Source organism: Actinoplanes nipponensis, from assembly GCF_016862275.1.
Classification (GTDB): domain Bacteria; phylum Actinomycetota; class Actinomycetes; order Mycobacteriales; family Micromonosporaceae; genus Actinoplanes; species Actinoplanes nipponensis.
In genome coordinates this window covers 26,596-50,254 of the sequence record NZ_BOMQ01000019.1, presented here as the reverse complement: position 1 = coordinate 50,254, position 23,659 = coordinate 26,596, and the positions used below count along the sequence as shown (strand labels likewise).

General features: G+C 74.1%; 14 protein-coding genes. 4 read left to right on the top strand and 10 right to left on the bottom strand.

Annotated features, from left to right (window positions below; translation table 11 throughout):
- Nucleotides 1-14: 14 nt before the first annotated feature.
- The 4 genes from Ani05nite_RS08025 to Ani05nite_RS08010 all read right to left on the bottom strand — a co-directional run bounded on the left by Ani05nite_RS08025 (nucleotide 15) and on the right by Ani05nite_RS08010 (nucleotide 10,640).
- Nucleotides 15-2,537, bottom strand: a complete 2,523-nt coding sequence (locus Ani05nite_RS08025; RefSeq protein WP_203766436.1) for a DNA gyrase/topoisomerase IV subunit A — start codon at nucleotides 2,535-2,537, stop codon at nucleotides 15-17.
- Nucleotides 2,538-2,550: 13 nt separating this feature from the next.
- On the bottom strand, nucleotides 2,551-4,605 hold the full coding sequence (locus tag Ani05nite_RS08020) for a DNA gyrase/topoisomerase IV subunit B (protein ID WP_203766435.1): 2,055 nt from the start codon (nucleotides 4,603-4,605) through the stop codon (nucleotides 2,551-2,553).
- A 107-nt stretch (nucleotides 4,606-4,712) separates the two neighbouring features.
- Nucleotides 4,713-9,980, bottom strand: a complete 5,268-nt coding sequence (locus Ani05nite_RS08015) for a diguanylate cyclase (RefSeq protein ID WP_203766434.1) — start codon at nucleotides 9,978-9,980, stop codon at nucleotides 4,713-4,715.
- Between the two features lie 69 nt (nucleotides 9,981-10,049).
- A complete protein-coding gene (locus Ani05nite_RS08010) occupies nucleotides 10,050-10,640 on the bottom strand; it encodes an adenylate/guanylate cyclase domain-containing protein (RefSeq protein ID WP_239129475.1) in 591 nt (196 codons plus the stop codon).
- Between the two features lie 212 nt (nucleotides 10,641-10,852).
- Here Ani05nite_RS08010 and Ani05nite_RS08005 point away from each other — a divergent pair, with 212 nt between their 5' ends.
- A complete protein-coding gene (locus Ani05nite_RS08005) occupies nucleotides 10,853-13,705 on the top strand; it encodes a helix-turn-helix transcriptional regulator (protein WP_203766432.1) in 2,853 nt (950 codons plus the stop codon).
- A gap of 174 nt (nucleotides 13,706-13,879) precedes the next feature.
- Nucleotides 13,880-14,650: a DUF5995 family protein gene (locus tag Ani05nite_RS08000; RefSeq protein WP_203766445.1), complete on the top strand. Its 771-nt coding sequence runs from the start codon at nucleotides 13,880-13,882 to the stop codon at nucleotides 14,648-14,650.
- Between the two features lie 83 nt (nucleotides 14,651-14,733).
- Here the strand turns inward: Ani05nite_RS08000 and Ani05nite_RS07995 are convergent, their stop codons facing one another.
- The 5 genes from Ani05nite_RS07995 to Ani05nite_RS07975 are packed head-to-tail and all read right to left on the bottom strand — an operon-like array spanning nucleotide 14,734 to nucleotide 18,937.
- Nucleotides 14,734-15,237: a hypothetical protein gene (locus Ani05nite_RS07995; protein ID WP_203766431.1), complete on the bottom strand. Its 504-nt coding sequence runs from the start codon at nucleotides 15,235-15,237 to the stop codon at nucleotides 14,734-14,736.
- A gap of 41 nt (nucleotides 15,238-15,278) precedes the next feature.
- Nucleotides 15,279-16,628, bottom strand: a complete 1,350-nt coding sequence (locus Ani05nite_RS07990; RefSeq protein WP_203766429.1) for a sensor histidine kinase — start codon at nucleotides 16,626-16,628, stop codon at nucleotides 15,279-15,281.
- Entirely contained in the window at nucleotides 16,621-17,310 is a 690-nt protein-coding gene (locus Ani05nite_RS07985) for a response regulator transcription factor (protein WP_203766427.1), read from the bottom strand. Before Ani05nite_RS07985 ends, Ani05nite_RS07990 begins: the two co-directional genes overlap by 8 nt.
- A 41-nt stretch (nucleotides 17,311-17,351) precedes the next feature.
- On the bottom strand, nucleotides 17,352-18,581 hold the full coding sequence (locus Ani05nite_RS07980; RefSeq protein ID WP_203766425.1) for an RNA polymerase sigma factor: 1,230 nt from the start codon (nucleotides 18,579-18,581) through the stop codon (nucleotides 17,352-17,354).
- Complete coding sequence (locus Ani05nite_RS07975; protein WP_203766424.1) at nucleotides 18,578-18,937, bottom strand: YciI family protein; 360 nt, start codon at nucleotides 18,935-18,937, stop codon at nucleotides 18,578-18,580. The genes Ani05nite_RS07980 and Ani05nite_RS07975 overlap by 4 nt, the downstream gene beginning before the upstream one ends.
- Nucleotides 18,938-19,316: 379 nt before the next feature.
- Here Ani05nite_RS07975 and Ani05nite_RS07970 point away from each other — a divergent pair, with 379 nt between their 5' ends.
- Both Ani05nite_RS07970 and Ani05nite_RS07965 read left to right on the top strand, forming a co-directional pair.
- The gene (locus Ani05nite_RS07970) at nucleotides 19,317-22,673 is read left to right on the top strand and encodes a galactose-binding domain-containing protein (RefSeq protein ID WP_239129473.1); all 3,357 of its coding nucleotides are present in this window, start codon (nucleotides 19,317-19,319) and stop codon (nucleotides 22,671-22,673) included.
- 103 nt (nucleotides 22,674-22,776) lie between these two features.
- Nucleotides 22,777-23,151, top strand: coding sequence for a VOC family protein (locus Ani05nite_RS07965; RefSeq protein ID WP_203766422.1), 375 nt, complete (start codon nucleotides 22,777-22,779; stop codon nucleotides 23,149-23,151).
- Here the strand turns inward: Ani05nite_RS07965 and Ani05nite_RS07960 are convergent, their stop codons facing one another.
- Entirely contained in the window at nucleotides 23,152-23,628 is a 477-nt protein-coding gene (locus tag Ani05nite_RS07960; RefSeq protein WP_239129472.1) for a hypothetical protein, read from the bottom strand.
- Nucleotides 23,629-23,659 lie beyond the last annotated feature (31 nt).

The window sequence follows — 23,659 nt, the reverse complement described above, 5'->3', positions numbered from 1 at the left end:
TCCCACCGCGAGAGTCACCCCCGCTCGATCAGATGCCCCACGATCTGCGGCCCCATGAGCACAGCCTCCCCGGACCCGTCCCGGCGACCGTCCGGCCCCGGCAGCTCCACCGGATCCCCGGTAGAACTCGCGCCCACCGGCCGCGGCCCGACCCAGGCCACCGTCAGCTGGGTCTCGCCCTTGAGGAACCGCTGCACCCGGACCCCGCCGGTCGCCCGCCCCTTCGCCGGGTACAGGGCGAACGGCGTCACCTTCACCTGCGTGCCGGTCGAGGTCACCACCATCGGCTCGCCGTGCTGCGGGTCGGTCGTGTCGACCACGTTGAACGAGACCGCCTCGGCGCCCGCCGACAGGTTCATGCCGGCCATGCCGCCGCCCTTGAGCCCCTGCGGCCGGACCAGCTTCGCCGGGAAGCGCAGCAGCGAGGCGTCCGAGGACACGAAGGCCAGCGATTCCGTGCCGTCGGCCAGCCACGTCGCGCCGAGCACCTCGTCGCCGTCCTTGAGGGTGATGACCTCGAACTCGTCCGAGCGGACCGGCCACTCCGGGGCGCACACCTTGACCACGCCCTGGCGGGTGCCCAGGGCGAGCCCGGGTGAGCCCTCCGCGCCGAGCGGGGCCAGGCCGACCACCCGCTCCCCCGGCTCCAGCGGGATCAGCTCGGAGGCCGACATGCCGCCGCGGACCGACACCGTGCCGGACTGCTCCGGCAGCACCGGCAGCGGCAGCACGTCCGTCTTGAACGCCCGGCCGGCGCTGGTCACCAGCAGCACGCGGCCGCGGGCCGTGGAGTGCACGACCGCGCGGACCGCGTCGTGCTTGACCCGGCCGCTGCGCCGGCGGCCCTCGGTCGCCTCCTCGCTCTCCGCCGCGGTGCGGGCGATCAGCCCGGTGGCGGAGAGGATGACCTGACACGGGTCGTCGGCGACCTCGAGCGGGCCGGCCGGCACGGACGCCGCGAGGACCTCCTTGAGGTCGCCGTCGATCAGCGTGGTGCGCCGGGGGCCGCCGAACGCCGACGCCACCTCGGCCAGCTCGTCGGAGACGAGCTGCTTGAGCACGTCGTCGTTGTCCAGGATCCGGCTCAGCTCGGCGATCTCGCCGCGCAGCCGCTCCTGCTCGGTCTCCAGCTCGATCCGGTCGAAGCGGGTGAGCCGGCGCAGCGGGGTGTCCAGGATGTAGGTCGCCTGGATGTCGCTGAGCCCGAACTCGTCCATCAGGCCGGCCTTGGCGGCCGCGGCGTCGTCGCTGCCGCGGATGATCGCAACCACCCGGTCGATGTCGATCAGCGCGATGAGCAGGCCGTCGACCAGGTGCAGGCGGTCCTGCCGCTTGGTCCGCCGGTGTGTCGTGCGCCGGGTGACCACGTCGTAGCGGTGGGCCAGGAACACCTCGAGCAGCGCCTTGAGCCCGAGCGTCCGGGGCTGGCCGTCGACCAGCACCAGGTTGTTGATGCCGAACGACGACTCCAGCGGGGTCAGCCGGTAGAGGTCGGCCAGCAGGGCCTGCGGGTTGACGCCGACCTTGCACTCGATGACCAGGCGGATGCCGTGTTCGCGGTCGGTGAGGTCCTTGACGTCGGCGATGCCCTGCAGCCGGGCCGGCTGGCGCTGGCCCTTGCGCGGGCCGGAGGTGATGAGCTTGCCCTTCACCTCGTCGGTGATCGCCTCGATGATCTTCTCGGTGCCGACGCCGTACGGCAGCTCGACCACGGTGATGGCCTGCCGGCCGCGGCCGCCCTCCAGCGGGCCGGTCTGGGCGCGGGCCCGCATGCGCACGACGCCGCGGCCGGTCTCGTACGCGCGGCGCACCTCGTCCAGGCCCAGCAGCTGGCCGCCGGTGGGCAGGTCGGGGCCGGGCACGAAGCGCATCAGGTCGTCGAGGTCGGCGTCGGGCCGGGTGATCAGGTGCCGGGCGGCCGCCACCACCTCGCCGAGGTTGTGCGGGATCATGTTCGTCGCCATCCCGACGGCGATCCCGGACGTGCCGTTGACCAGCAGGTTGGGGAAGGCCGCGGGCAGCACCCGGGGCTCCAGCTCGGAGCCGTCATAGTTGGGCTTGAAGTCGACGGTGCCCTCGCCGAGCTCGCCGACCAGCAGCATCGCCTCGCGCGACATCCGGGCCTCGGTGTACCGGGAGGCGGCCGGGCCGTCGTCGGGGGAGCCGAAGTTGCCGTGCCCGTCGATGAGCGGCGCGTTGAGCGAGAAATTCTGCGCGAGCCGGACCATCGCGTCGTAGATCGCCAGGTCGCCGTGCGGGTGGTAGCGGCCCATCACGTCACCGACGACGCGGGCGGACTTCACGTACGCCCGGTCGGGGCGGTAGCCCTGCTCCTGCATCGACCACAGGATGCGCCGGTGCACCGGCTTGAGGCCGTCACGGGCGTCCGGCAGGGCGCGGGAGTGGATGACCGAGTAGGCGTACTCCAGGTAGGAGTCCTCGACCTCGGTGGTGAGCGGGTTGTCGATGACCCGGGCGCCGGCCTGGTCGAAGGCCGACAGGTCCACCCGGGACTGCTCGTTCTTGCGGCGTGCCATGTCTGAAAGCCCCTCAGGCGTCGATCGTTTCCTGGTCGATGCGGCCGGCCGCCTCGATCAGCCAGTTCTTCCGCGGCTCCACCCGCTCACCCATCAGCAGTTCGAGCGTGGCCTCGGCGCGCTCGACGTCGTGCAGGGTGATGCGCCGGACCGTCCGGGTGGCCGGGTTCATCGTCGTGTCCCACAGCTCGTCGGCGTCCATCTCGCCGAGGCCCTTGAACCGGCTCACCGGCGCCACCGACTTGCCGGCGCGCTCCAGCCGGGTGAGCGTGGTCTCCATCTCCTGCTGGGTGTAGGTGAAGATGGTCTCGGGGTTGCGCCCCCGCGTGGTGATCTTGTGCAGCGGCGGCATCGCGGCGAACAGCCGGCCCTCCTCGATCACCGGGCGCATGTACTTGGCGAACAGGGTGATCAGCAGGGTGCGGATGTGCGAGCCGTCGACGTCGGCGTCCGCCATGATCATGACGCGGCCGTACCGCATCGTGCTCATGTCGAAGGTGCGCCCCGAGCCGGCGCCGAGCACCTGCACGATGGCCGAGCACTCGACATTGTCCAGGACCTGCTGGAGGCTGGCCTTCTGCACGTTGAGGATCTTGCCGCGGATCGGCAGCAGCGCCTGGTATTCCGAGCTGCGGGCCATCCGGGCGGTGCCCAGCGCGCTGTCGCCCTCGACGATGTAGAGCTCGCTGCGGCCGATGCCGGTGGAGCGGCAGTCGACGAGCTTGGGCGGCATGGACGCGCCCTCCAGGGCGGTCTTGCGGCGCGCCGCGTCCTTCTGCTGCTTCTGGGTCAGCCGGACCCGGGCCGCGTCGACCACCTTCTGCAGGACGGTGCGGGCCTCGCTCTTGGTCCGCCGGTCGTCGATCCAGGCCTTGAGGTGCTGCTCGACCAGGGTCTGCAGCACCCGGGTGAGGCCGGCGGTGGAGAGCTCGTCCTTGGTCTGCGAGGTGAACTGCGGCTCCGGCACCCGCACGTGGATCACCGCGACCATGCCCTCCAGCAGGTCGTCCAGGACCGGCACGTCCTCCTTGGGCTTGAGCAGGCCGCGGGCGTTGCGGATGGCGTCGCTCAGGGCACGGACCAGGGCCCGCTCGAAGCCCTTGCGGTGGGTGCCGCCGTGCACGTTGCGGATCGTGTTGGTGAAGCACTCGACCCGGCGGTCGTAGCCGGTGCCCCAGCGGAACGCGACCTCGACCTGGGCCCGGCGCTCGACGTTGGACTGCATGACGCCGTTGGCGTCGGCGGCGTTCTCCTTGTAGGTGCCCTCGCCGGCGACCATGAGGATGCCGGAGACCGGCTTGTCGCCCGCCGGGGTGAGGAACTCCACCATGTCGGTCAGTCCGTGCGGATAGTGGAACTTCTCCTCCGTCGGCTCCTCGCCGGTCTCGTCGCGCAGCACGTACGCCACGCCGGGGACCAGGAAGGCGGTGTTGCGCAGCTTGGCCCGGACCACCTCGACGTCGAGGCGGGCGCCGGTCTCGAAGTAGCGGGCGTCGTACCAGTACCGGATCGAGGTGCCGGTGCGCTCGCCGCGCTTCATCTTGCGCACCACGCGCAGGCCGGACTGCGGCTCGAAGGGCGCGCCCGGGCCGGCGCCGGCGAACACGCCGGGCACGCCCCGCTGGAAGGACAGCTCGTGCACCTTGCCGTCGCGCTTGACCGTGACGTCGAAGCGCAGCGAGAGCGCGTTGACCGCCGAGGCGCCGACGCCGTGCAGGCCGCCGGAGGTCTTGTAGCCCGAGCCGCCGAACTTGCCGCCGGCGTGCAGGCGGGTGAGCACCAGCTCGACGCCGTTGAGCCCGGACTTGGCGTTGATGTCGGTCGGGATGCCGCGGCCGTCGTCGTCGACCTGGACCGAGCCGTCGGCGTGCAGGGTGACCGCGACGTGCTCGGCGTGCCCGCCGACGCCCTCGTCGGTGGCGTTGTCGAGGATCTCGTTGGCGAGGTGGTTGACGCCGCGGCTGTCGGTGGAGCCGATGTACATGCCCGGCCGCTTGCGGACCGCATCGAGTCCTTCGAGGTGCGTGAGGTCATCAGCCCCGTAGAGGATCTCTGGTTGCGCAGTCACGAGGTATTACTCCCGGCAGTGGCAGCTGTCAACGACGCGGCGAGCCTACCGGGCACCTCCGACGACTTTCGTCAGGCCGACCGTGACCGGCCCCCGATAACACACGACTAAAGGGGCAAATGAGCCGGGTCGTGAGCCACGACACGATTGCGCCCGGCCTGTTTGGCCGCGTAGAGCCCGGCGTCGGCCCGGCCGAGCAGGGTGTCCGGGGTCGGGTCGCCGGGGCGCAGCCGGGCCAGGCCGACGCTGATGGTGACCGGGATCGGCCCGGACCGGGTGTCGACCGGGCTGCCGGCGACGGCGGCCCGCAGCGCCTCGGCGAGCCGCTCGCCCTCGGCGTCGACGCCCGGCAGCAGCACCGCGAACTCCTCGCCGCCGTACCGGGCGACCAGGCCGTTGGCGGGCAGGCCGCCCAGCAGGCGCTGCACCACCGCCTTGATCACGTCGTCGCCGACCTGGTGGCCGTGCGCGTCGTTGATCCGCTTGAAGTGGTCGATGTCGACCATCAGCGCGGTGACCGGGCCGTCCGCCGCCCGGGCGGCCGCCAGCGAACGCTCGGCCAGCTCGAAGAACCGCCGCCGGTTGGCCACGCCGGTGAGGCTGTCCGTGGTGGCCAGCTCGGTGACCCGGCTGAACAGCCGGGCGTTGTCGAAGGCGACCATGCCCTGCCCGACCAGCGCCGCGGCCAGCCCCAGGTCGGCGGCCGCGTACGCCCCCGGCCGGTCCGAGGCCAGCACGAGCACGCCGAGGGCGCCGTCGCGGTCGTCGAGGGTGACGGTGAGCCAGCTCTGCCCGGTGGAGTCGTCGAACGCGCCGGCCCAGGGCGGCGTACCGTTGATCATGTCGGCCTGCCGGTTGTCCAGCAGCGCCCGCAGGTCCGGGTGCTCGGCCAGGACGAGCTGCACCGGGGCCGGCCCGCCGAGCACGGTGATCTCGGTCGAGGCGGAGGTGCCCAGCAGCAGCCAGCCGCGGTTGGCCCCGGGCGTCTGTCGGGCGGTGAGCAGCAGCCGGCGCAGCACCAGCTGCGGGTCCAGGGTGCCGGTGAGCCGGGCCATGGCGCGGCGCAGCGTCTCGGCCAGGTCCCGCTGGCGGTTGGCGGCGGCCACCGCGACCTCGAGCTGGGCCGCCCGGGCCGTCTCCAGCCCGACCGCGATGTGGTGCGTGATGGCGGTCAGCACGTCCGCGTCGTCGACCGTGAAGACGCCCTTGGCGACCCGGCTGTCCAGGTACACCACGCCCAGCAGGCGGTCGTCGAGCTCCAGCGGGGCAACCAGGATGCTGCGCAGGCCGTACCGCACGACGCTCTGCGCGCCCAGCGCCTCGCCCTGTTCGGTGCCGGTGACGACCAGCGGTTCCCGGCTGTGCCGGACCCGGTCGACGACGGTGGCGCTGTAGCCGGTCAGCTCGGCCAGGTCCCGGCCGCCGGAGTCGCGGCCCACGAACGGCGCCAGGACCTGCGTCTCGGCGTCCATCAGGAAGAGGATGGCGCGCTCGGCGCCGAGCAGACGGGTGGTCTCGTCCAGCGCGACCCGGGTCAGCCGGTCCGGGTCGATGACCCGGGACGCGGCCACGCTGAGCTGCTCGAGGGCGGCCCAGCGCTGACCTGACCGGCCGGGGGCGGGCGCCAGGGGAACCCGGTTGCGCCGCCCGGCGTCGAGCCGGAACTCCGCCGCCACCCGGCGGGCGCGGTGCGGCCAGCCGCGGTCCTCGGCGATGCCGGCGGCCATCCGGGCCTGCCGGTCGGCCTCCCCGGCGCTGCCGGTGGCGGCGAGCGCCCGGGCCCGGACCAGCGCGGCCTCGTACGCCGGCAGCGGCGCGTCCACCTTGCGCAGCAGCGGCTCGGTCTCGGCGAGCAGGTCCAGCGCCGCGGTGGCGCCGGCCGGGTCGAGCGCGAGCAGCGCCGCGCGGACGATGCGGTGGTGCGCGGCGACCACGGGCCGCCGGTTGACCCGGCCGAGGGCGGCGACGGCGGCCGCGGCGGCGGCCACCGCGGCGTCGCGGCCGGCGGGCGCGGCGCGGCGGGCCTGCTCCAACCGCCCGTACGCCTGGTAGACGTAGTAGCAGTGCTGCGCGGGCAGCACGTCGAGCGGGCGCAGGCCCAGGGTCCCGAACTCGGCGACGGCGTCGTCGAAGGCGCCGTCGAGGTCGTCGCGTTCCAGGGCGGACAGCATCCGGGCGATGATCGTGTCGACCACCTCGTGGATCTCCTTGGGCCCGTCGCCGGCCCGGGCCAGCGCGGCCAGCGCCTCACCGGCCCGCCCGCGCATGGCCAGCAGGCCCGCGTCGACGGCCACCACGGCGCTGCGGTCGGCGTTGCCGCCCACCTCCAGCCAACGCTGGCGGCCGGGACGGGCGGCCTCGGCCTCGGTGATCTCGCCGCGCAGCATCCAGTCCCAGCCCAGTACGGCGTAGCAGTCCAGGATCAGGCCCACGTCGAGGAAGCGGTCGCGCTCGGCCAGCACCCGGCGGACCCGCTCGCCGGAGTCCGCGCCGCTGCCGTGCACGCCGATCGCGGTCATCCAGTCGATCCGGGCGCGCAGCGTGGGGTCGCCGAACTCGTCCGCCTGGCGCACGGCGGCCGCGGTGATGCGGTCCGAGGCGCGCTGCAACCCGAGCATCCGCAGCGCCATGGTGAGCCCGACGAGGTCGCGGGCCCGTTCCGGGGTCCGGCCCAGCCGGCTCGTCGGGTGCATGAACCGCAGGCCGTAGAGCAGCGACCGCAGCGGGCGCAGGGTCCGCACGCTGCCCGAGCCGCCGTAGTGGTACAGCGTCGTCTGCAGCCGCAGCCGTTCCCGGTAGGCGCCCTTGGCGGTGCCGTAGCCGAGCCGGGTGACGCCGATCAGGCAGCCGACGAAGAACAGCCAGACGCCGGACAGCGCGGCGAGGAAGGCGTTGCGCGGCATCGGCCGGCCCAGCTCGGCCAGGCCCTGCTCGACGGCGCGGATCTGCTCGGCGCCGCCCCAGTTGCTCTCGTGCACGCGGGCCAGGTGCAGGTACAGGTGGGCGCGCGCGATGCGGTCGGTGGTCGCGTCCAGCGCGGCGGTCAGGGCGGCGATCGCCTCGTGGAAGCGGCCGTTCTGGTGGTACGCGATGCCGAGCAGCTGGTGGAACTCGCTGCCGACGGTGAGCCCGCCGGTGGCGGCGGCGTCGGCGGCGTACTCCAGGAAGGTCAGCGCCGTGTCGGGGGCGTGCTCGGCCAGCGCCCGCGCTCCGGCGGCCTGCCCGGCCCGCAGCATCCGGGCTGGCTCGTAGCCGGGGTCGCCGAGGGCGCAGTGCCGGGCGAGGGCGTACTCGTCCGCGCCCTCGCGGTCGAGCACGTCGGCGATGCGCTGGTGCAGACCGCGCACCTCGTCCTCGGGCAGCTCCTCGAGCAGGGCGAGCCGGATGCTGTCGTGCACGAACCGCACGGTGCCCTCGCGCTGCTCGACCAGGCCCCGGCGGCCCGCGTCGGCGAGGACGTCGAGGACCCGGCGGCGGCCGACGCCCGCCACCTCGGCCACCGGCCCGGCCGCGAAGGTGGTGCCGATGACCCCGGCGAGCTGGAGCAACCGGCGGTTCTCGGGCGGCAGGGAGCCCATCCGGCGCAGCAGCAGCTGCGCGGAGTCGGCGGGCAGGGCCAGCTCCTGGACGCCGGCCACGTCGACCCGCCAGCAGCCCCAGTCGGGGGTCAGCAGCCCGGCGTCCATCACCGCCCGGGCGTATCCGAGGGCCACGAACGGGTTGCCGCCGGTCAGCCGGGTGATCACGGCGGCGCTGTGCTCGTCGATGCCGATCCCGCCGGAGAGGGCGGCGATCAGCGCGCCGACCGCGGCGTCGGCCAGCGGCGCCAGCGTGATGTCGGTGTCGGGACCGGGCTGCAGCCGGTTGAGGACGACCGCGGCGGCGGGCGCGCCCTCGTCGTCGTTGCGCGCGGTGGCGACCACGAGCAGCGGCACCCCGGCCAGGCCGGCGGCGAGCTGCTCGAGCACCCGGACGGTGCCGTCGTCGAACCACTGCACGTCGTCGAGGTGCAGCAGCACCGGGCCGGTCGTCCGGGCCAGGCCGGTGAGCAGGTCGGCGACGGCGGCCGAGGGCCGCTCCGAGCCGATCTCGCCGGCCACCCCGGGCACGCCCAACACGCTCGCCAGGGCCGGGGACAGGCTGGTCACCAGGCCGGCGCCCTGCCCGGCGGCGGACCGGAGCAGGTGCGCGGCCGCGGCGGCGCCGCGCCGGCGCAGCAGAGCCCGGACGTACGCGTCGACGGCCGCCCGCAGCGGCGCCATGGGCCGGCGGTCGCTCAGTGAGGCGGCGCCCCGCAGTACGGTGCCCCCCGCCGTCTCGACGAGCTCGCCGAGCTCGGCGGCCAGCCGGGTCTTGCCGCTGCCGGTGATGCCGTGCAGCACCGCGATGCCGCCGCGGCCGGCCGCGGCCGCGGCCCACCGGTCCCGCAGCGCGGTGAACTCGGCGTCCCGGCCGGTCAGCGGCGGGACGGCGAGGGTGGCCGGGCCGTCCTGCTCGCCGAGCGGGAACGCCGCGGCCGGGTCGCCGGCGAGCCGCCGCAGGTCGGCCAGCAGGCCGTGGGCGCTCTGGTACCGGTCGTCGGGGTCCTTGGCGAGCAGCCGCACGATGATCGCGGCGAAGGTCGCGCCCAGGCCGGGCGCCAGCGCCCGCGGGTCCGGCACGGGGGCCGTGGCGTGCAGGTGCAGCAGCTCGCCGAGGTCGGCGGCGGCGAACGGCGGGGCCCCGGTGACGCACTCGAAGAGAACCGCGCCCAGGGCGTACAGGTCCGAGCGGCCGTCCACGGGCCGGTTCAGCATGCCGCTCTGCTCGGGCGGGCTGTAGCTGAGCGTGCCGGCGACCGGCTCGTCGGCGAGCCCGGCCGGGCCGGCCGCGCCGCGGGTGGCCAGCCCGAAGTCGACCAGCGCGGCCGAGCCGCCGGGGCCGACGACGACGTTGTCCGGCTTGACGTCGCGGTGCACCAGGTCGTGGGCGTGCGCGGCGCGCAGGGCGCCGGCGACGTCCGTGGCGATCCGCAGGGCCGCGGCCTCGCGGACCGGCCCCCGGGCCAGCCGGGCGGAGAGCGGCTCGCCCTCGACCAGATCCATGATCACGTACGGGCGGCCGCCGGCCGTGCCCGCCTTGTGCACGCGCGGCAGACCCGGGCTGTCGATCGCGGCCAGCAGCGCGCACTGGCGGCGGAACTCGCGGACGGCTTCCGGGGTGGCTGCGTTGTCGCGCAGCAGCCGGAGGGCGTACTCCCGGCCCCGCTGACGCACCCGGTGCACGACGGCCTGCGCGCCGCGCCCCAGCTCGCCCAGCACTTCGAGCCCGGCGGCATCGCCGGGTTCGAGCTGCGGCACCACCGGCTCGGCCGGCAGCGAAGGCAAGGCACCCACGCTGCCTCTATCGGCCCGGGTCGGTCCCGCTGAAGGATTGGCCCGGGCCCGATCCGCCGGGCGCCCGGCTCAGCCGCAGGTCTGCAGGGCACCGGCCGCGTTGACCTGCGGGTGCAGCGCCCGGGACAGCTCCACGGGCGCCGACTTGCCCGCCACCGAGACCGGCGGCATCTCCTGGTACGCCACCGCGAGGTCGGTGACCGCCCGGGTGGCCGCGCACACCACCACCGTGTCGTGCGGCGCGTACGCCTGCAGCCGCGCCGCCGTGCTCACCACGCTGCCGCTGACCATCCCGTACCCGCCGTCGCGGGTCTGCTCCAGGTCGACGATGGCGTCGCCGGTGGCCAGCCCGACCCGGGTGCGGACCGGGAACCGGCCGGCCAGAAGACGCCCCCGCAGCGCCTCCTGGATCCGCAGGCCCGCCCGCACCGCTCCGGCCGCCGCGCAGCTCACCTCGTCCGGCGCGCCGGCGCCGGGCCCGGCCACCCCGAAGACCGCCATGACCGCGTCCCCGATGAACTTCTCCACCACGCCGCCCGCGGCCCGCACCTGGGCCGACACGACCGCGAAGTAGTCCATCTGGAGGTCCCGCACGTCGGCGCAGTCCAGCTCGTCGACGATGCTGGTGAATCCCACGATGTCGACGAACAGCACGGTCACTGTCTGTCTCCGGCACCGAAGGCCGGCCGTCATTGCGTTCATTGCTCCACACCCCTTCGCCGCATTGGCGAGGAGTACGGTGCCAGCCGCGGTGATACAGCGGATCCGCAGAATGACGTATCTGTGACAGGGGGCGCGGCGTCGAATTTGTGACGCAGAACAGTCCGAACCGACGAGAACGTGCTACCCGGATCGGCACTAGGCTGCCACGCATGGCCAGCGAGGGGGACGACGCGCCTGTTGTCGGACGTACCGGCACTTTGACGGCAGTTCGCACGGACCTGCTGGACGCCGGTCCGGGCGGCACCTCGGCCGTGTTCGTCACCGGCGAGAGCGGGGTGGGCAAGAGTCGCCTGCTCCGGGAGACCGCGCACGCCCTGCGTGACGCGGGTGCCGCCGTGCTGTCCGGCACCTGCCTGGACATCGGCGACGCCTCCCCCCTGCACCCGGTCCTGCAGGCGCTGCGCCGCGCCGGGGTGCAGACCGACACCGGCCCGGTGGACGCCGCCGCCAACCAGGACGGCGCCGGCGTGCTGCTCGAGCGGGTGTCCCAGCAGCTGCGCTCGCTGGCCCAGGGCCGCCGGCTGCTGCTCGTCCTCGACGATCTCCAGTGGGCCGACCGCAGCACCCGGCAACTGCTGCTCTACCTGCTCGCCGGGCTCGGCGAGATCAACCTGTCGGTGCTGGCGGCGGTCCGCTCGGAGTCGCTGCACGGCTCGCACCCGTTACGCCGCGTGCTCGCCGAGTTGCGCCGGTTGCGCTCGGTACGCGTGCTCGACCTGGCCCCGCTCGACCGCGACGCGACCCGCGAGCTGGTCGCCGCGATCGCCGGCCAGGACGTCGCGCCGGAGGACGCGGACCGGGTCTACAAGCGCAGCGGCGGCAACCCGTTCGTGGTCGAGGAGCTCTCCCGCGACCTGCGCGACGGCCGGGTGGAGTTGTCCGACACGCTGCGCGAGATCTTCCTGTCCCGGGTCGACGAGCTGCCGCAGCACGCCCACGACGTGGTGCACGCCGTCGCCGCGGGCGTCGAGCCGGTCGAGCACGCCCTGCTGGCGCGGGTCCTGCCGCTGCCGGAGGCCGAGCTGATCGAGGCGGTCCGGGCCGCGGTCGCACACCGCTTCGTGACCAGCGCCGCCGACGGTTACCGGCTGCGCCACCAGGTCGTCGCCGAGGTGCTCGAGCACGAGGTGCTGCCCGCCGAGCACGCCGCCCGGCACCGCCGGTACGCCGAGGCCCTGGAGGCCGCCCCGTCGGCCGTCGACCACGCGCGGCTGGCCCACCACTGGCGCCAGGCGGGCGAGCCGGCCCGGGCCATGCCGTCGGTCGTCGCCGCCGCCCGGACGGCCGAGCAGCTCTACGGCTTCGCCGAGGCGCACCGCTACTGGAGCATGGCGCTGGAGCTGGGCTGCGACGAGGCGCCCGAGCGCACCGACCTGCTGGCGCACGCCGCGGAGTCGGCGCACCGCTGCGGCGAGCACCAGCGGGCGCTGACCCGGCTGGAGGAGCTGGCCGCCCGCCCGGACGGCCCGGGGGCCTGCGAGATCCACCTGCGCCGGGCCCGGTACCTGGCCGCGGCCGGCCGGTCGGCGACCGCGGAGATCGAGTACGAGCGGGCGCTGGCGTTCGCCGAGTGCACCTCGGCGGAGCAGGCCACCGCCGCCGCGCACCTGGCCGAGCTGCTGGTCCACCTGGGCCGGTACGCCGACGCGGGGGTGCGCGCCCGGGAGGCGCTGGAGCTGGCCGAGAGGGCCGACGGCTCGACCGCCGACCTGGTCCGGGCCAGCGCGGCGCTGGGCTTCAGCCTGGCCTTCCGCGAGGACCCGGACGCGGGGCTGGCGGTCATCCGGCAGGCCGTGGAGATCGCCGAGCGGGCCGGGCACCCGGACGACATCGGCTGCGCCTACCTGCACCTGGCCGAGCTGCTCACCGGGCCGCTGAACAGCGTCGAGGAGGGCGTGCTGGTGGCCCGCCGGGGCGCGGAGAAGCTGGCCTCGATCGGGCTCGGACGCACGTACCAGACTCGGCTGCTGGCGATCGCGGGCAACGGGCTGTTCCGCATCGGCGACTGGGCCGAGGCGGAGAAGGTGCTCGACGCGGCGATGCGGCACCGCCCGTCCGGCGCCGACGCGGTCGAGCTGCTGCTGGCCCGGTGCCGGCTGTGGGTCGGCTTCGGCGACGTGGCGCAGGCCGACCGGGACCTGGACGCGGTGGCCACGATCCTGGCCGGCGGGGGCGCCCGGCACGTGCTGCCGATGCTGACCCTGCGGGCCGGGCTGGCCATGTGGCAGGGCCGGCACGCGGAGGCGCGGGCGGCCGTGCAGCGCGGCCTGACCGAGACCCGCTCCGACGACCTGGTGCTGCTGGGCGTGCTGGCCTGGCACGGGTTGCGGGCCGAGGCCGAGGCGCAGGCCGGGGGCAAGGTGCCGGTGGATCCGGCCGCGGTGCGCCGGCTGCAGGCCGTGGTGGAGCGGATGGCCCGGGGCGCGGGCAACGCCGCCCCGCCGGTCCGCGCCGTGGTCGACGGCTACCTGGACCTGTGCGCGGCCGAGCAGAGCCGCATCGACGAGCGCAACGACCCGGAGCTGTGGGCCCGCGCGGCGGCGGCGTGGGACCGGCGCAAGCAGCCCTACCCGGCGGCGTACTCCCGGCTGCGGCAGGCCGAGGCGTCCTTCGCCCGCCGGCCGGGCCGTTCGCACCGGGGGCGGGCGGCGGCCACGATGGCGCTGCGCGAGGCGTACGCGACCACCCGCACGATGGGCGCCAACCCGCTCGCCGCCGAGATCACCGCGGTGGCGGCCCGGGCCAAGGTGGCCCTCAGCGGCGACGAGGACACGGTGCCGATGCCGATGCCGGGTCACGAGACCGGCGACGAGCTCGGCGCGCTGACCGACCGCGAGCGCGAGGTGCTGGCCGCGGTGGCCGAGGGGCTGACCAACCGGGAGATCGGCCAGGCGCTGTTCATCAGCGAGCGGACCGTCGGCGTGCACGTCGGGCACATCTTCGACAAGCTCCAGGTGCGCACCCGGGTGCAGGCGAGCCGGGTCTTCCTGCGCGCGGCGTGACCTTACCGTTATCTACGTACCCGGAATACGTCGTTCTACCGATCCCCGCACCGGCTCCGGCTGAAAGGCTGACTCTCGTTCGGGGGAGCACCGCCCGGCCGGCCGGCACCACGGGCCGCCGGGCGGTGCTGGAGGACCTCCGCCAGGAGTTTCCGCGTGTGGAGGACCGCAATGATCACCGATTCCGTCTGGGGACCTGTGCAACAGGACATGGCCGACGTGCTGGCCGGTCACCCCGATGACGTACCGGCGGTGGTCGACCAGCTCACCAAGCTCCAGGACGTGCTGGACCGGGTGCCGCCGCTGCTGGACAGCAACCCGCTCGCCGACTTCAACAAGCTCTACCTGACCATCACGACCAGCGTGCTCGAGCGCCTGTACGCGGGCCGGTTCGCCGACCCGGCGTTCCTGTCCCGCCTCGACGTGGAGTTCGCCGCCCGCTACTTCGACGCCCTGCGCCAGTGGTCGGACGCCAGCGCCGGCTGCCCGCGGGCCTGGTCCGTGCTGTTCCACCGGATCCCCGGCCCGGACGCGCGCCCGTTGCCGTCCGCCGCGGCCGGGGTGAACGCCCACATCAACTACGACCTGCCGTTCGCGCTCGTGACGACCTTCGACCACCTGGGCTCGGACCCGGTCGACGACAGCGACCAGCACCACGACTACCTGCAGATCAACGACATCTTCGCGGAGTCCATCCCGGGGCTGCGCCGCGGCTTCCTGGAGAAGTGGCAGCTGATCATCGACACGATGAACGGCGACCTGGACGACTGGTGGCAGGGCGGGCTGATCGAGTACACCCGCAACGTGGCCTGGCGCAACTCGCAGAAGCTCTGGTGCGTACGCCATGACCTGCCGGCCCTCGGCCGGGAGCGGGCGCGCCTGGACGGCACCGCCGAGGCCTTCGGCAAGCTGCTGATGTCGCCGATGGGCGCCCTCCTGCAGTGAGCCGGCACAGACCTTATTGAAGAGGGGGCGGGGACAGGGCCCGCGCTCGGCGACGAGCGCGGGCCCTGGACTCCACGGCCGGGTCAGGGGAGGACGACCAGGCGGGCGACGCTCTTGTCGCCGTCCTTGGCCCCGGCCACGCCGACCTCCGCGCCGGTCCTGATCGCGGTGGTCGCGACGGTCTTCTTGTCCTGCACGACGCGCAGCTTGTCGCCGAAGGTCCAGGTCTGGGCGAAGCCGTCGGCCGACTTGACGCTCACGGTCGTGGCGTCCACGGCGGTGACCGTGCCGCGCTGCACGGCCACCGTCCGTACGCCGTCCTTGCCCTGCACCGTCATCTCCCCGTGCAGGGTGTTCTTGCGGAGGTACCGGCGGACACCGGGATGCTTGCGTCCCTTGGCGCCGGGCTCGGCCGAGGCGGAGGGCGCGGGGTCGGCTTCCAGTCCGGTCGTCAGGCCGACGGCGGTCAGCGCGGAGGCCTCACCCGCGAGATCCACGGGCGCCGCGCCGCCGCCGCAGCCGCTCAGGGCGAGCAGGCCGGCCAGGCTCACGGTGGTCAGGGTCAGCGCGATTCGGGTTCGTGTCATGGCGTCGAGCCTGCCCGCGCCGTGCTCGAACCGGATCAGCGTCATGTTCGGGTTGGGTAAGGCAGGGTGACGGTGAACATCGCGCCGCCCTCCGGGGCGTGCCCGGCCGTGATGGCGCCGCCGAGCCGCCCGACCAGCCGGGCGGCCAGGGCCAGCCCGAGCCCGCTGCCGGTGGGCCGTACGCCCCGGTAGCGGGCCTGCAACGCGCCGCGCTGGAACGCCACCGCCAGGTCCTCGTCGGAGAAGCCCGGCCCGCCGTCGCGGATCTCGAGCACCCCGCCCGTCGGACCGGCCCGCACCGCGAGGATCAGCGGCGCGCCGGGCGGCAGCACCCGCAGGGCGTTCTCGCAGAGCCCGTCGATGACCTGGCGGATCCGGCCGGGATCGGTGGCCACCGGGACGGGCCCGGCGGGCAGCTCGGTGCTCAGCCGGGGGCCGTCCGGCCCGCAGCGCGGCGCCCACGCCTCGGCGGCGGACCCGGCCAGGTCGGCCAGGTCCACCGGCACGACGTCGACCGGCAGGTCGGCCGCCTCCAACCGGGCCAGCACGAGCAGGTCGGAGATCAGCCGGCCGAGCCGGTCCGCCTCGGCGACCATGGTCTGCCCGGCCCGGGCCGCGTCGTCGGCGGCGACCACGCCGTCGGCCAGGGCCTCGGCGTAGCCCCGGATCGTGGCCAGCGGGGTCCGCAGCTCGTGCGACACCGACAGCAGGAAGTCCCGCTCCCGGCCCTCGCTGATCTGCAGCGCCGCGCCCAGCTGGTTGAGGGCCGCCGCCAGCTCGGCGACCTCGGCCGGCGGCCGCACCGCGAGACGCACGGACCGGTCCCCGGCCGACAGCCGGCCCGCCGCCACCGCCGCCTGCCGCAGCGGCCGGGCGATGAAGCGGGCCAGCAGCGCCCCGGCGAGGACGCCACCGAGCAGGCCGGCGAGCAGAGCGACCCACACTCCGCCCAGCAACCGGGCGGCCGTGCCGGACGCGACGTCGCGGGTCAGCACCACCCCGCTGGTGTTGCCGCGCAATGGCCGGCCGACGATCAGCACCGTGCGCCCGCCGACGACGCCCCGGGTGTCGACGCTCGCGCCGCCGGCGACCTGGGTGATCACCCGGTCCGGCAGGCCGGCCCGGTCGACCGTGCCCCGCCGGATCAGGTAGACGTCGACGCCGTCGGCCCGCAGCCGGGCGACGATCCGCTCGCGGGCCACCTGACGTTCCGTGGTGAGCAGCTCCACCGCGAGCGCGGATTTCTCCCGCAGCTCGTCGCGGGCGGCGTTGTTGGTCGAGCGCACGGCGACGGGGAGCGCGACCAGGGCCGTGATGATGACGGCGACGACGGCGGTGGCCGCGGTGACCAGCACGGTCCGGCCGCTGAGGGTGCCGAGGAACCTACGCATCGGCGGTGTAGCCGACCCCGCGGACCGTGCGGATCAGGTGGGCGGCCGGCCCGAGCTTCGCCCGGACCTGGGCCACGTGCACGTCGACGGTACGGGTGCCGGCCGGCGAGGCGTACCCCCAGACGCTGGCCAGCAGCTCCTCGCGGGTGAAGACCCGGCCCGGGCGGCCGAGCAGATGGGCGAGCAGATCGAACTCGGTCGGGGTGAGCGTCAGCGGCGCGCCGTCCACGGTCACCAGGTGCCGGCCGGAGTCGAGCTGGAGCGGCCCCAGCGTCCGGACCCGGCCCCCGTCGGGCGGCCCGGCGGCGCGGCGCAGCAGGGCCCGGACCCGCGCCACCAGCTCCCGCGGGCTGAACGGCTTGGTGAGGTAGTCGTCGCCGCCGAGCTCGAGGCCGAGGATCCGGTCCACCTCGTCGTCGCGGGCGGTGAGGAACACGACGGGCGTCCAGTCCCCCTCGTCGCGCAGGCGGCGGCAGATCTCCGTGCCCTCCATCCCGGGCAGCGCGATGTCCAGCACGCACGCGACCGGCCGCAGCCGCCGGGCCGCCGCGAGCCCGGCCGGGCCGTCGTGCTCGACGTGCACGCCGAACCCGTCCCGGCTCAGGTAGAGCCGGACCAGGTCGGCGATCGGCCGCTCGTCCTCCACCAGCAGGATCAGGCCCTTGCCGCCCGCGTCGCTCACCGCACCATCATGCCCGTCCGGGCGCCGGGTCCATGTTCGGATCAGGTACGGGTTCCCAGCGCCGCCGCGCGCAGCGTGAGGTACCGCTGCTCGGGCAGGCTGGCCGTCATCGCGGCCGCGCGCAGGTAGCCCTCGTGCGCGGCCGCCCGGTCCCCGGCCAGTTCGAGCAGGTGGGCGCGGACCGACTCGAGCCGGTGGTTGTCGGCCATCCGCTCGTCGCCGTCGAGCTCGGCCAGCACTGCCAGCCCGGCCAGCGGCCCACGCGCCCGGGCCACGGCCACCGCCCGGTTCAGCGTGACCACCGGGCCGGGCGAGACCCGCTCGAGCACCTCGTACAGGGCCAGGATCTGCGGCCAGTCGGTCTCCTGCGCGGTGCGGGCCTCGTCGTGCACCGCGGCGATCGCGGCCTGCAACTGGTACGGGCCCAGCGGCCCGCGCCCGAGCGTCCCGGAGATCAGCGCCACCCCCTCGGCGACGGCCGCGCCGTTCCACAGGCTGCGGTCCTGCTCGTCGAGCGGCACCAGGGCGCCGTGCGCGTCGGTCCGCGCGGCCCGGCGGGCGTCGGTGAGCAGCATGAGGGCCAGCAGCCCGGCGGTCTCGCCGTCGCCGGGCAGCAGCCGGTGCAGCATCCGGGTCAGCCGGATCGCCTCGGCGGTGAGGTCGGCGCGGTGCAGCTCGGGCCCCGCGCTGGTGGTGTAGCCCTCGTTGAAGACCAGGTAGAGCACCTGCCGGACCACCCGCAGCCGGTCGGCCCGCTCGGCCTCGGGCGGCGCCTCGAAGCCCAGGCCGCTGCCGCGGATGCGCTGCTTGGCCCGGCTGATCCGCTGGGCCATCGTGGCCTCGGGCACCAGGAAGGCCCGGGCGATCTCGGCGGTGCTCAGGCCACCGACCGCGCGCAGCGTGAGGGCGAGCTGCGAGGGCGCCGACAGCGACGGGTGGCAGCACAGGAACAGCAGCGTGAGCGTGTCGTCGCGGTCCACTGTGGGCCCCGGCTCGGCCGGCTCCAGCAGCGCGACGCGCTCCTCCCGCGCGCGGCGGGCGCTCTCGCTGCGCCACTCGTCGACCAGCCGGCGGCCCGCCACCGTGAGCAGCCAGGAGCGCGGGTTGTCGGGCACGCCCTCGACCGGCCATTGCACAGCGGCCGAGAGCAGGGCCTCCTGCACCGCGTCCTCGGCCGCGTCGAACTGGCCGTGCCGGCGCACGAGGACGCCGAGGACCTGCGGCGCGAGCTCGCGCAGCAGGCCCTCGACCCCGGGCCGGTCCGTGGTCACTGCTCGGGCGGCCCGTCGGGGACCTCGCGGAGCTCGACCCGCTCGGCCCAGACGACGACCTCGCCGGCCCGCTCGATCGCGCGCCGCTCGTCGGGCACCTCGAGCACCCAGTAGCCGGCCAGCGACTCCTTGGCCTCGGCGAACGGCCCGTCGGTGACGACGACCTGGCCGTCGACCAGGGTGACGGTCCGGGCCGTGGTGGGGTCGGCCAACCCGCGGGCCTCGACCAGCTCGCCGGACTTCTCCAGGTCGGCGTTGAACGACTGCATGAACGCGATCATCTCGCCGAACCACTCCTGGCTGCGGCTCTGCATCATGGTGGCGCCGTCGCCGAACATCATCAGCATGTACTTCATGGCTCAGTCTCCCAGCCGTCTGGCGCCCCCGGTGGGGCACTTCCACCGGTGGGTCGGAGTCCCCGCGCCGTTCTCGACACGGCTCCGGACCAATCTTCGGGCCGATGCGGCATGGGAGAGCGCTTTCCAAGAACGGCCCGGCCCGCTTCGGATTTGCGGTCTTTGTAGGTTATTAACCCGGCACCGGCCATCGAACGCTTGACACATCGGAAAGGCGGACGCAACACTGCGGGCTCAGATGGAGAGCGCTCTCCGTCGATCCCTCTCCCCGTGACTCCGTCCCCGAACGTCAGGAGTTCCCGTGCATCCGGCTCATCCCCCGGCGCCACCCCCGCCCGCTCCCCGCCCCCGACGCCGGCGACGGCTGATCCCCGTCACCGTGCTCGCCGTCGTCGCCGCCTCCCTGGGCTTCGTGCAGCTCACCGCGCACGCCGCCGACTCCCTGCTGTCGCAGGGCCGGCCCGCCACCGCCTCGTCGCAGGAGGGCGCGGACGTCGCCGCCGGCTTCGCAGTCGACGGCAACGCCGGCACCCGCTGGTCCAGCCAGTTCAGCGATCCCCAATGGCTGCGCGTCGACCTGGGCGCCACCGCCTCGATCACCCAGGTCGTGCTGCAGTGGGAGGGCGCGTACGCCAAGGCGTACAAGATCCAGACCAGTGGTGACGGCACCACCTGGACCGACATCCACAGCACGACCACCGGCGCCGGCGGCACCGAGACCCTCACCGTGACCGGCACCGGCCGCTACGTCCGCATGTACGGCACCACCCGCGCCAGCGGCTACGGCTACTCCCTCTACGAGTTCAAGGTCTACGGCTCGGCCGGCGGCACCCCCTCCGCCTGCGGCTCGACCAACGCCGCACAGGGCCGGCCTGCCACCGCCTCGTCGCAGGAGGGCGCGGACGTCGCACCCGCCCGGGCCGTCGACGGCGACGCGGGCTCACGCTGGTCCAGCCAGTTCAGCGATCCCCAGTGGCTGCGCGTCGACCTGGGCAGCTCGCAGACGATCTGTCAGGTCGTGCTGCAGTGGGAGGGCGCCTACGCCAAGGCGTACCAGATCCAGACCAGTGCCGACGGCACCACCTGGACCGACATCCACAGCACGACCACCGGCGCGGGCGGCACCGAGACCCTCACCGTGACCGGCACCGGCCGCTACGTCCGCATGTACGGCACCACCCGCGCCAGCGGCTACGGCTACTCCCTCTACGAGTTCAAGGTCTTCACGACCGGCGGGGGCGCCACCACGGAACCGCCCGGCGCCTTCACCACCGTCTGGACCGACGACTTCTCGGGCCCGGCCAACACCTCGCCCGACGCCGCGAACTGGCTGCTGCGCACCGGCACCCAGTACCCGGGCGGCGCCGCCAACTGGGGCACCGGCGAGGTCGAGACCGCCTCGGACTCCACCGCCAACGTCTCCCTCGACGGCGCGGGCAAGCTCACCATCAAGGCGATCCGCGACGGCGCCGGCAAGTGGACCTCCGGGCGGATCGAGACCCAGCGCACCGACTTCGAGCCCCTCGCGGGCCAGCTGACCAGGTTCAGCGCCGTGCTCAAGCAGCCCGACGTGACCAACGGCCTGGGCTACTGGCCCGGTTTCCGCGCCACCGGGGCGGCGTACCGCGGCAACTACACCAACTGGCCCGGCGTCGGCGAGACCGACATCATGACCGACGTCAACGGGCGCAGCCAGCTCGCCCAGACCCTGCACTGCGGCACCGCGCCGGACGGGCCGTGCGCGGAGTACAACGGCCGGCAGAGCGGGCTCGCGAGCTGCGCCGGCTGCCAGACCGGCTTCCACGAGTACAGCCAGGTCGTCGACCGCACGAAGACCGACGAGGAGATCCGCTTCTCCCTCGACGGTCGGCAGACCTGGGTGGTCCGCGAGTCGCAGGTCGGCGTCACGGCGTGGCACGCGGCCGTGCACCACGGCTTCTTCCTGCGCTTCGACCTCGCCGTCGGCGGCTCGCTGCCGAACGCGATCGCCGGCTTCACCACGCCCACCCCGGACACCACCTCGGGCGGCGTGCTCAGCGTCGACTCCGTGACGGTCGCCCGCTCCGCCGGCACCACGCCGGCCGCGATGACCGACCCGGCCACCCCGGCCGGCCCGTCCACCGTCCGGGTCACCGGCACGCAGGGCAACTGGCAGCTCACCGTCAACGGCTCACCGTACGAGCTGAAGGGTCTGACCTACGGCCCGCCGCAGGCCGCGGCCGACGGCTACCTGCGGGACCTGAGGAACATGGGGGTCAACACGATCCGGATCTGGGGCGTGGACGACACCAACACCCCGCTGCTGCTCGACCGCGCCGCCCAGCAGGGCATCAAGGTCGTCGTGGGGCACTGGCTCAACCAGGGCGCCGACTACGTCAACGACACCGCCTACAAGACGAACACCAAGAACGAGATCGTGGCCCGGGTGAACGCGCTGAAGGGCCGCCAGGGCGTGCTGATGTGGGACGTCGGCAACGAGGTCATCCTGACCATGCAGGACCACGGCCTCCCCGCCGCCGAGGTCGAGGCGCGGCGGGTCGCCTACGCCAGGTACGTCAACGAACTGGCGGTCGCCATCCATGCCGCCGACCCGAACCACCCGGTCACCTCGACGGATGCGTACACCGGGGCGTGGAAGTACTACAAGGCCGATTCGCCGGCCCTGGACCTGCTCGCGGTCAACTCCTACGGGGCGATCGGGAACATCAAACAGGACTGGATCAGCGGCGGCTACACCAAGCCGTACATCGTCACCGAGGGCGGCCCGGCCGGCGAGTGGGAGGTGCCCGCCGACGTCAACGGGGTGCCGACCGAGCCGACCGATCTGCAGAAGCGGGCCGGCTACACGGCCAGCTGGAACGCGATCAAATCGCATCCCGGCGTGGCGCTGGGCGCGACCGAGTTCCACTACGGGCTGGAGAACGACTTCGGCGGCGTCTGGCTCAACACCTTCACCGGCGGCTGGCGGCGACTCGGCTATCACGCGCTCAAACAGGCGTACACCGGCCAGCCGTCGGCGAACACCCCGCCGGAGATCACCGCCATGTCCGTGAGCAACCAGACGGCCGTGCCGGCCGGCGGCACGTTCACGGTCAGCGCGACGGCCAACGACCCGAACGGCGACCTGATCCGCTACAACCTGATGTACAGCGACAAGCACATCACCGGCGGCACCGGCCTGACCAACGTGGTCTTCACCGACAACGGCAACGGCACGTTCACCGCCCGCGCGCCCGAGCAGCTCGGCGTCTGGAAGGTCTACGTGTACGCCTTCGACGGCCAGGGCAACGTGGGCATCGAGCAGCGCTCGTTCCGGGTGGTCCCGCCGACCGTCCCCGGCACGAACCTGGCCCGGGGCAGGGCGGCGACCGCGTCGACGTACCAGCCGACCGGCACGAACGGGCCGCAGCTGCCGGCGTACGCGGTGGACGGCGACTACGGCACCCGCTGGGCCAGCGAGTGGGTCGACACCGCGTGGCTGCAGGTCGACCTCGGCTCGGTGCAGTCGTTCGACCGGGTGCTGCTGGCCTGGGAGGCGGCGTACGCCAGGGGCTACACAGTGCAGGTGTCCGACAACGGCACCACCTGGCAGACGATCCACACGACCACCAACGGCAACGGCGGCTTCGACGACCTGGCCGTGGGCGGCACGGGCCGTTATGTCCGGGTCTCCGGCACCGCCCGGGCGACCGACTACGGGTACTCGCTCTGGGAGTTCGGCGTGTACCGCAGCTGATCACGTTTTTTCCGGCGCCCCCCCCTCCGGCGGGGGCGCCCTTTTGTCGGTGGGCGGGTCTACCGTCGACCGCATCACTTCCGCATCCCCTGGAGGAGGGGTCATGGACAGAGTGGTCCACTTCGAGGTCCCGTTCGACGACGCCGACCGGGCGCACACCTTCTACCGCGAGGCCTTCGGCTGGCAGCTGCAGAGCATGCCGGACATGGGCTACACGATGGTGACGACCACGCCGGCCGACGAGTCCGGCGGCCCCGGCGAGCCCGGCGGCATCAACGGCGGCATGCTGGCCAAGCAGGGCCCCATCACCGGCCCGGTGATCACCATCGGCGTCGAGGACCTGGACGACGCGCTGGCCCGCATCGAGAAGCTCGGCGGCTCGGTGGCCATCGGCCGGCAACCGGTCGGGGACATGGGCTTCGCCGCCTACGTCCACGACACCGAGGGCAACCTGATCGGGCTCTGGCAGAACGCCTGATCAGCCGGCCAGCCCGGCCAGCCAGGCCAGGACCCGGTCCACGTCGGGCCGGGTCCAGCCGACCGCCGAGTCGATCGGCACCAGCAGGGTGGGCGCCGCCCGCCCGGCGGCCCAGCGGCGGCCCGCCTCGGTGTGGTTGTCGTCGATCCAGGCAGCCGGCCGGTCGCCCACCGCCGCCGCGATCGCCGGCACCTTCTCCTCCGGCGGGAACGGCAGCGGCGGGAAGGTCACCACCGGCAGCGCGGGGATGCCCAGTTTCGGGCCGAAGAGGGCGTTGGCGTCCTCACCCCAGCCGGTCGCCCAGCGCAGGTCACCGGCGGCGGCCAGCTCGGTGATCCACCCGGCGTGGTCCGGGCAGTAGCGCTCGGGGCCCTCACCGGGATAGAACTCGTGCTCGAGGTATCCGTCGGGGCAGGAGGACGCGGCGAAGGGGTTCAGCACCCCGTCGAGATCCAGCAGCAGAACGGGTCGGCTCACCGTGCCATTCAAACCCGCCGGGCTTAGGTTC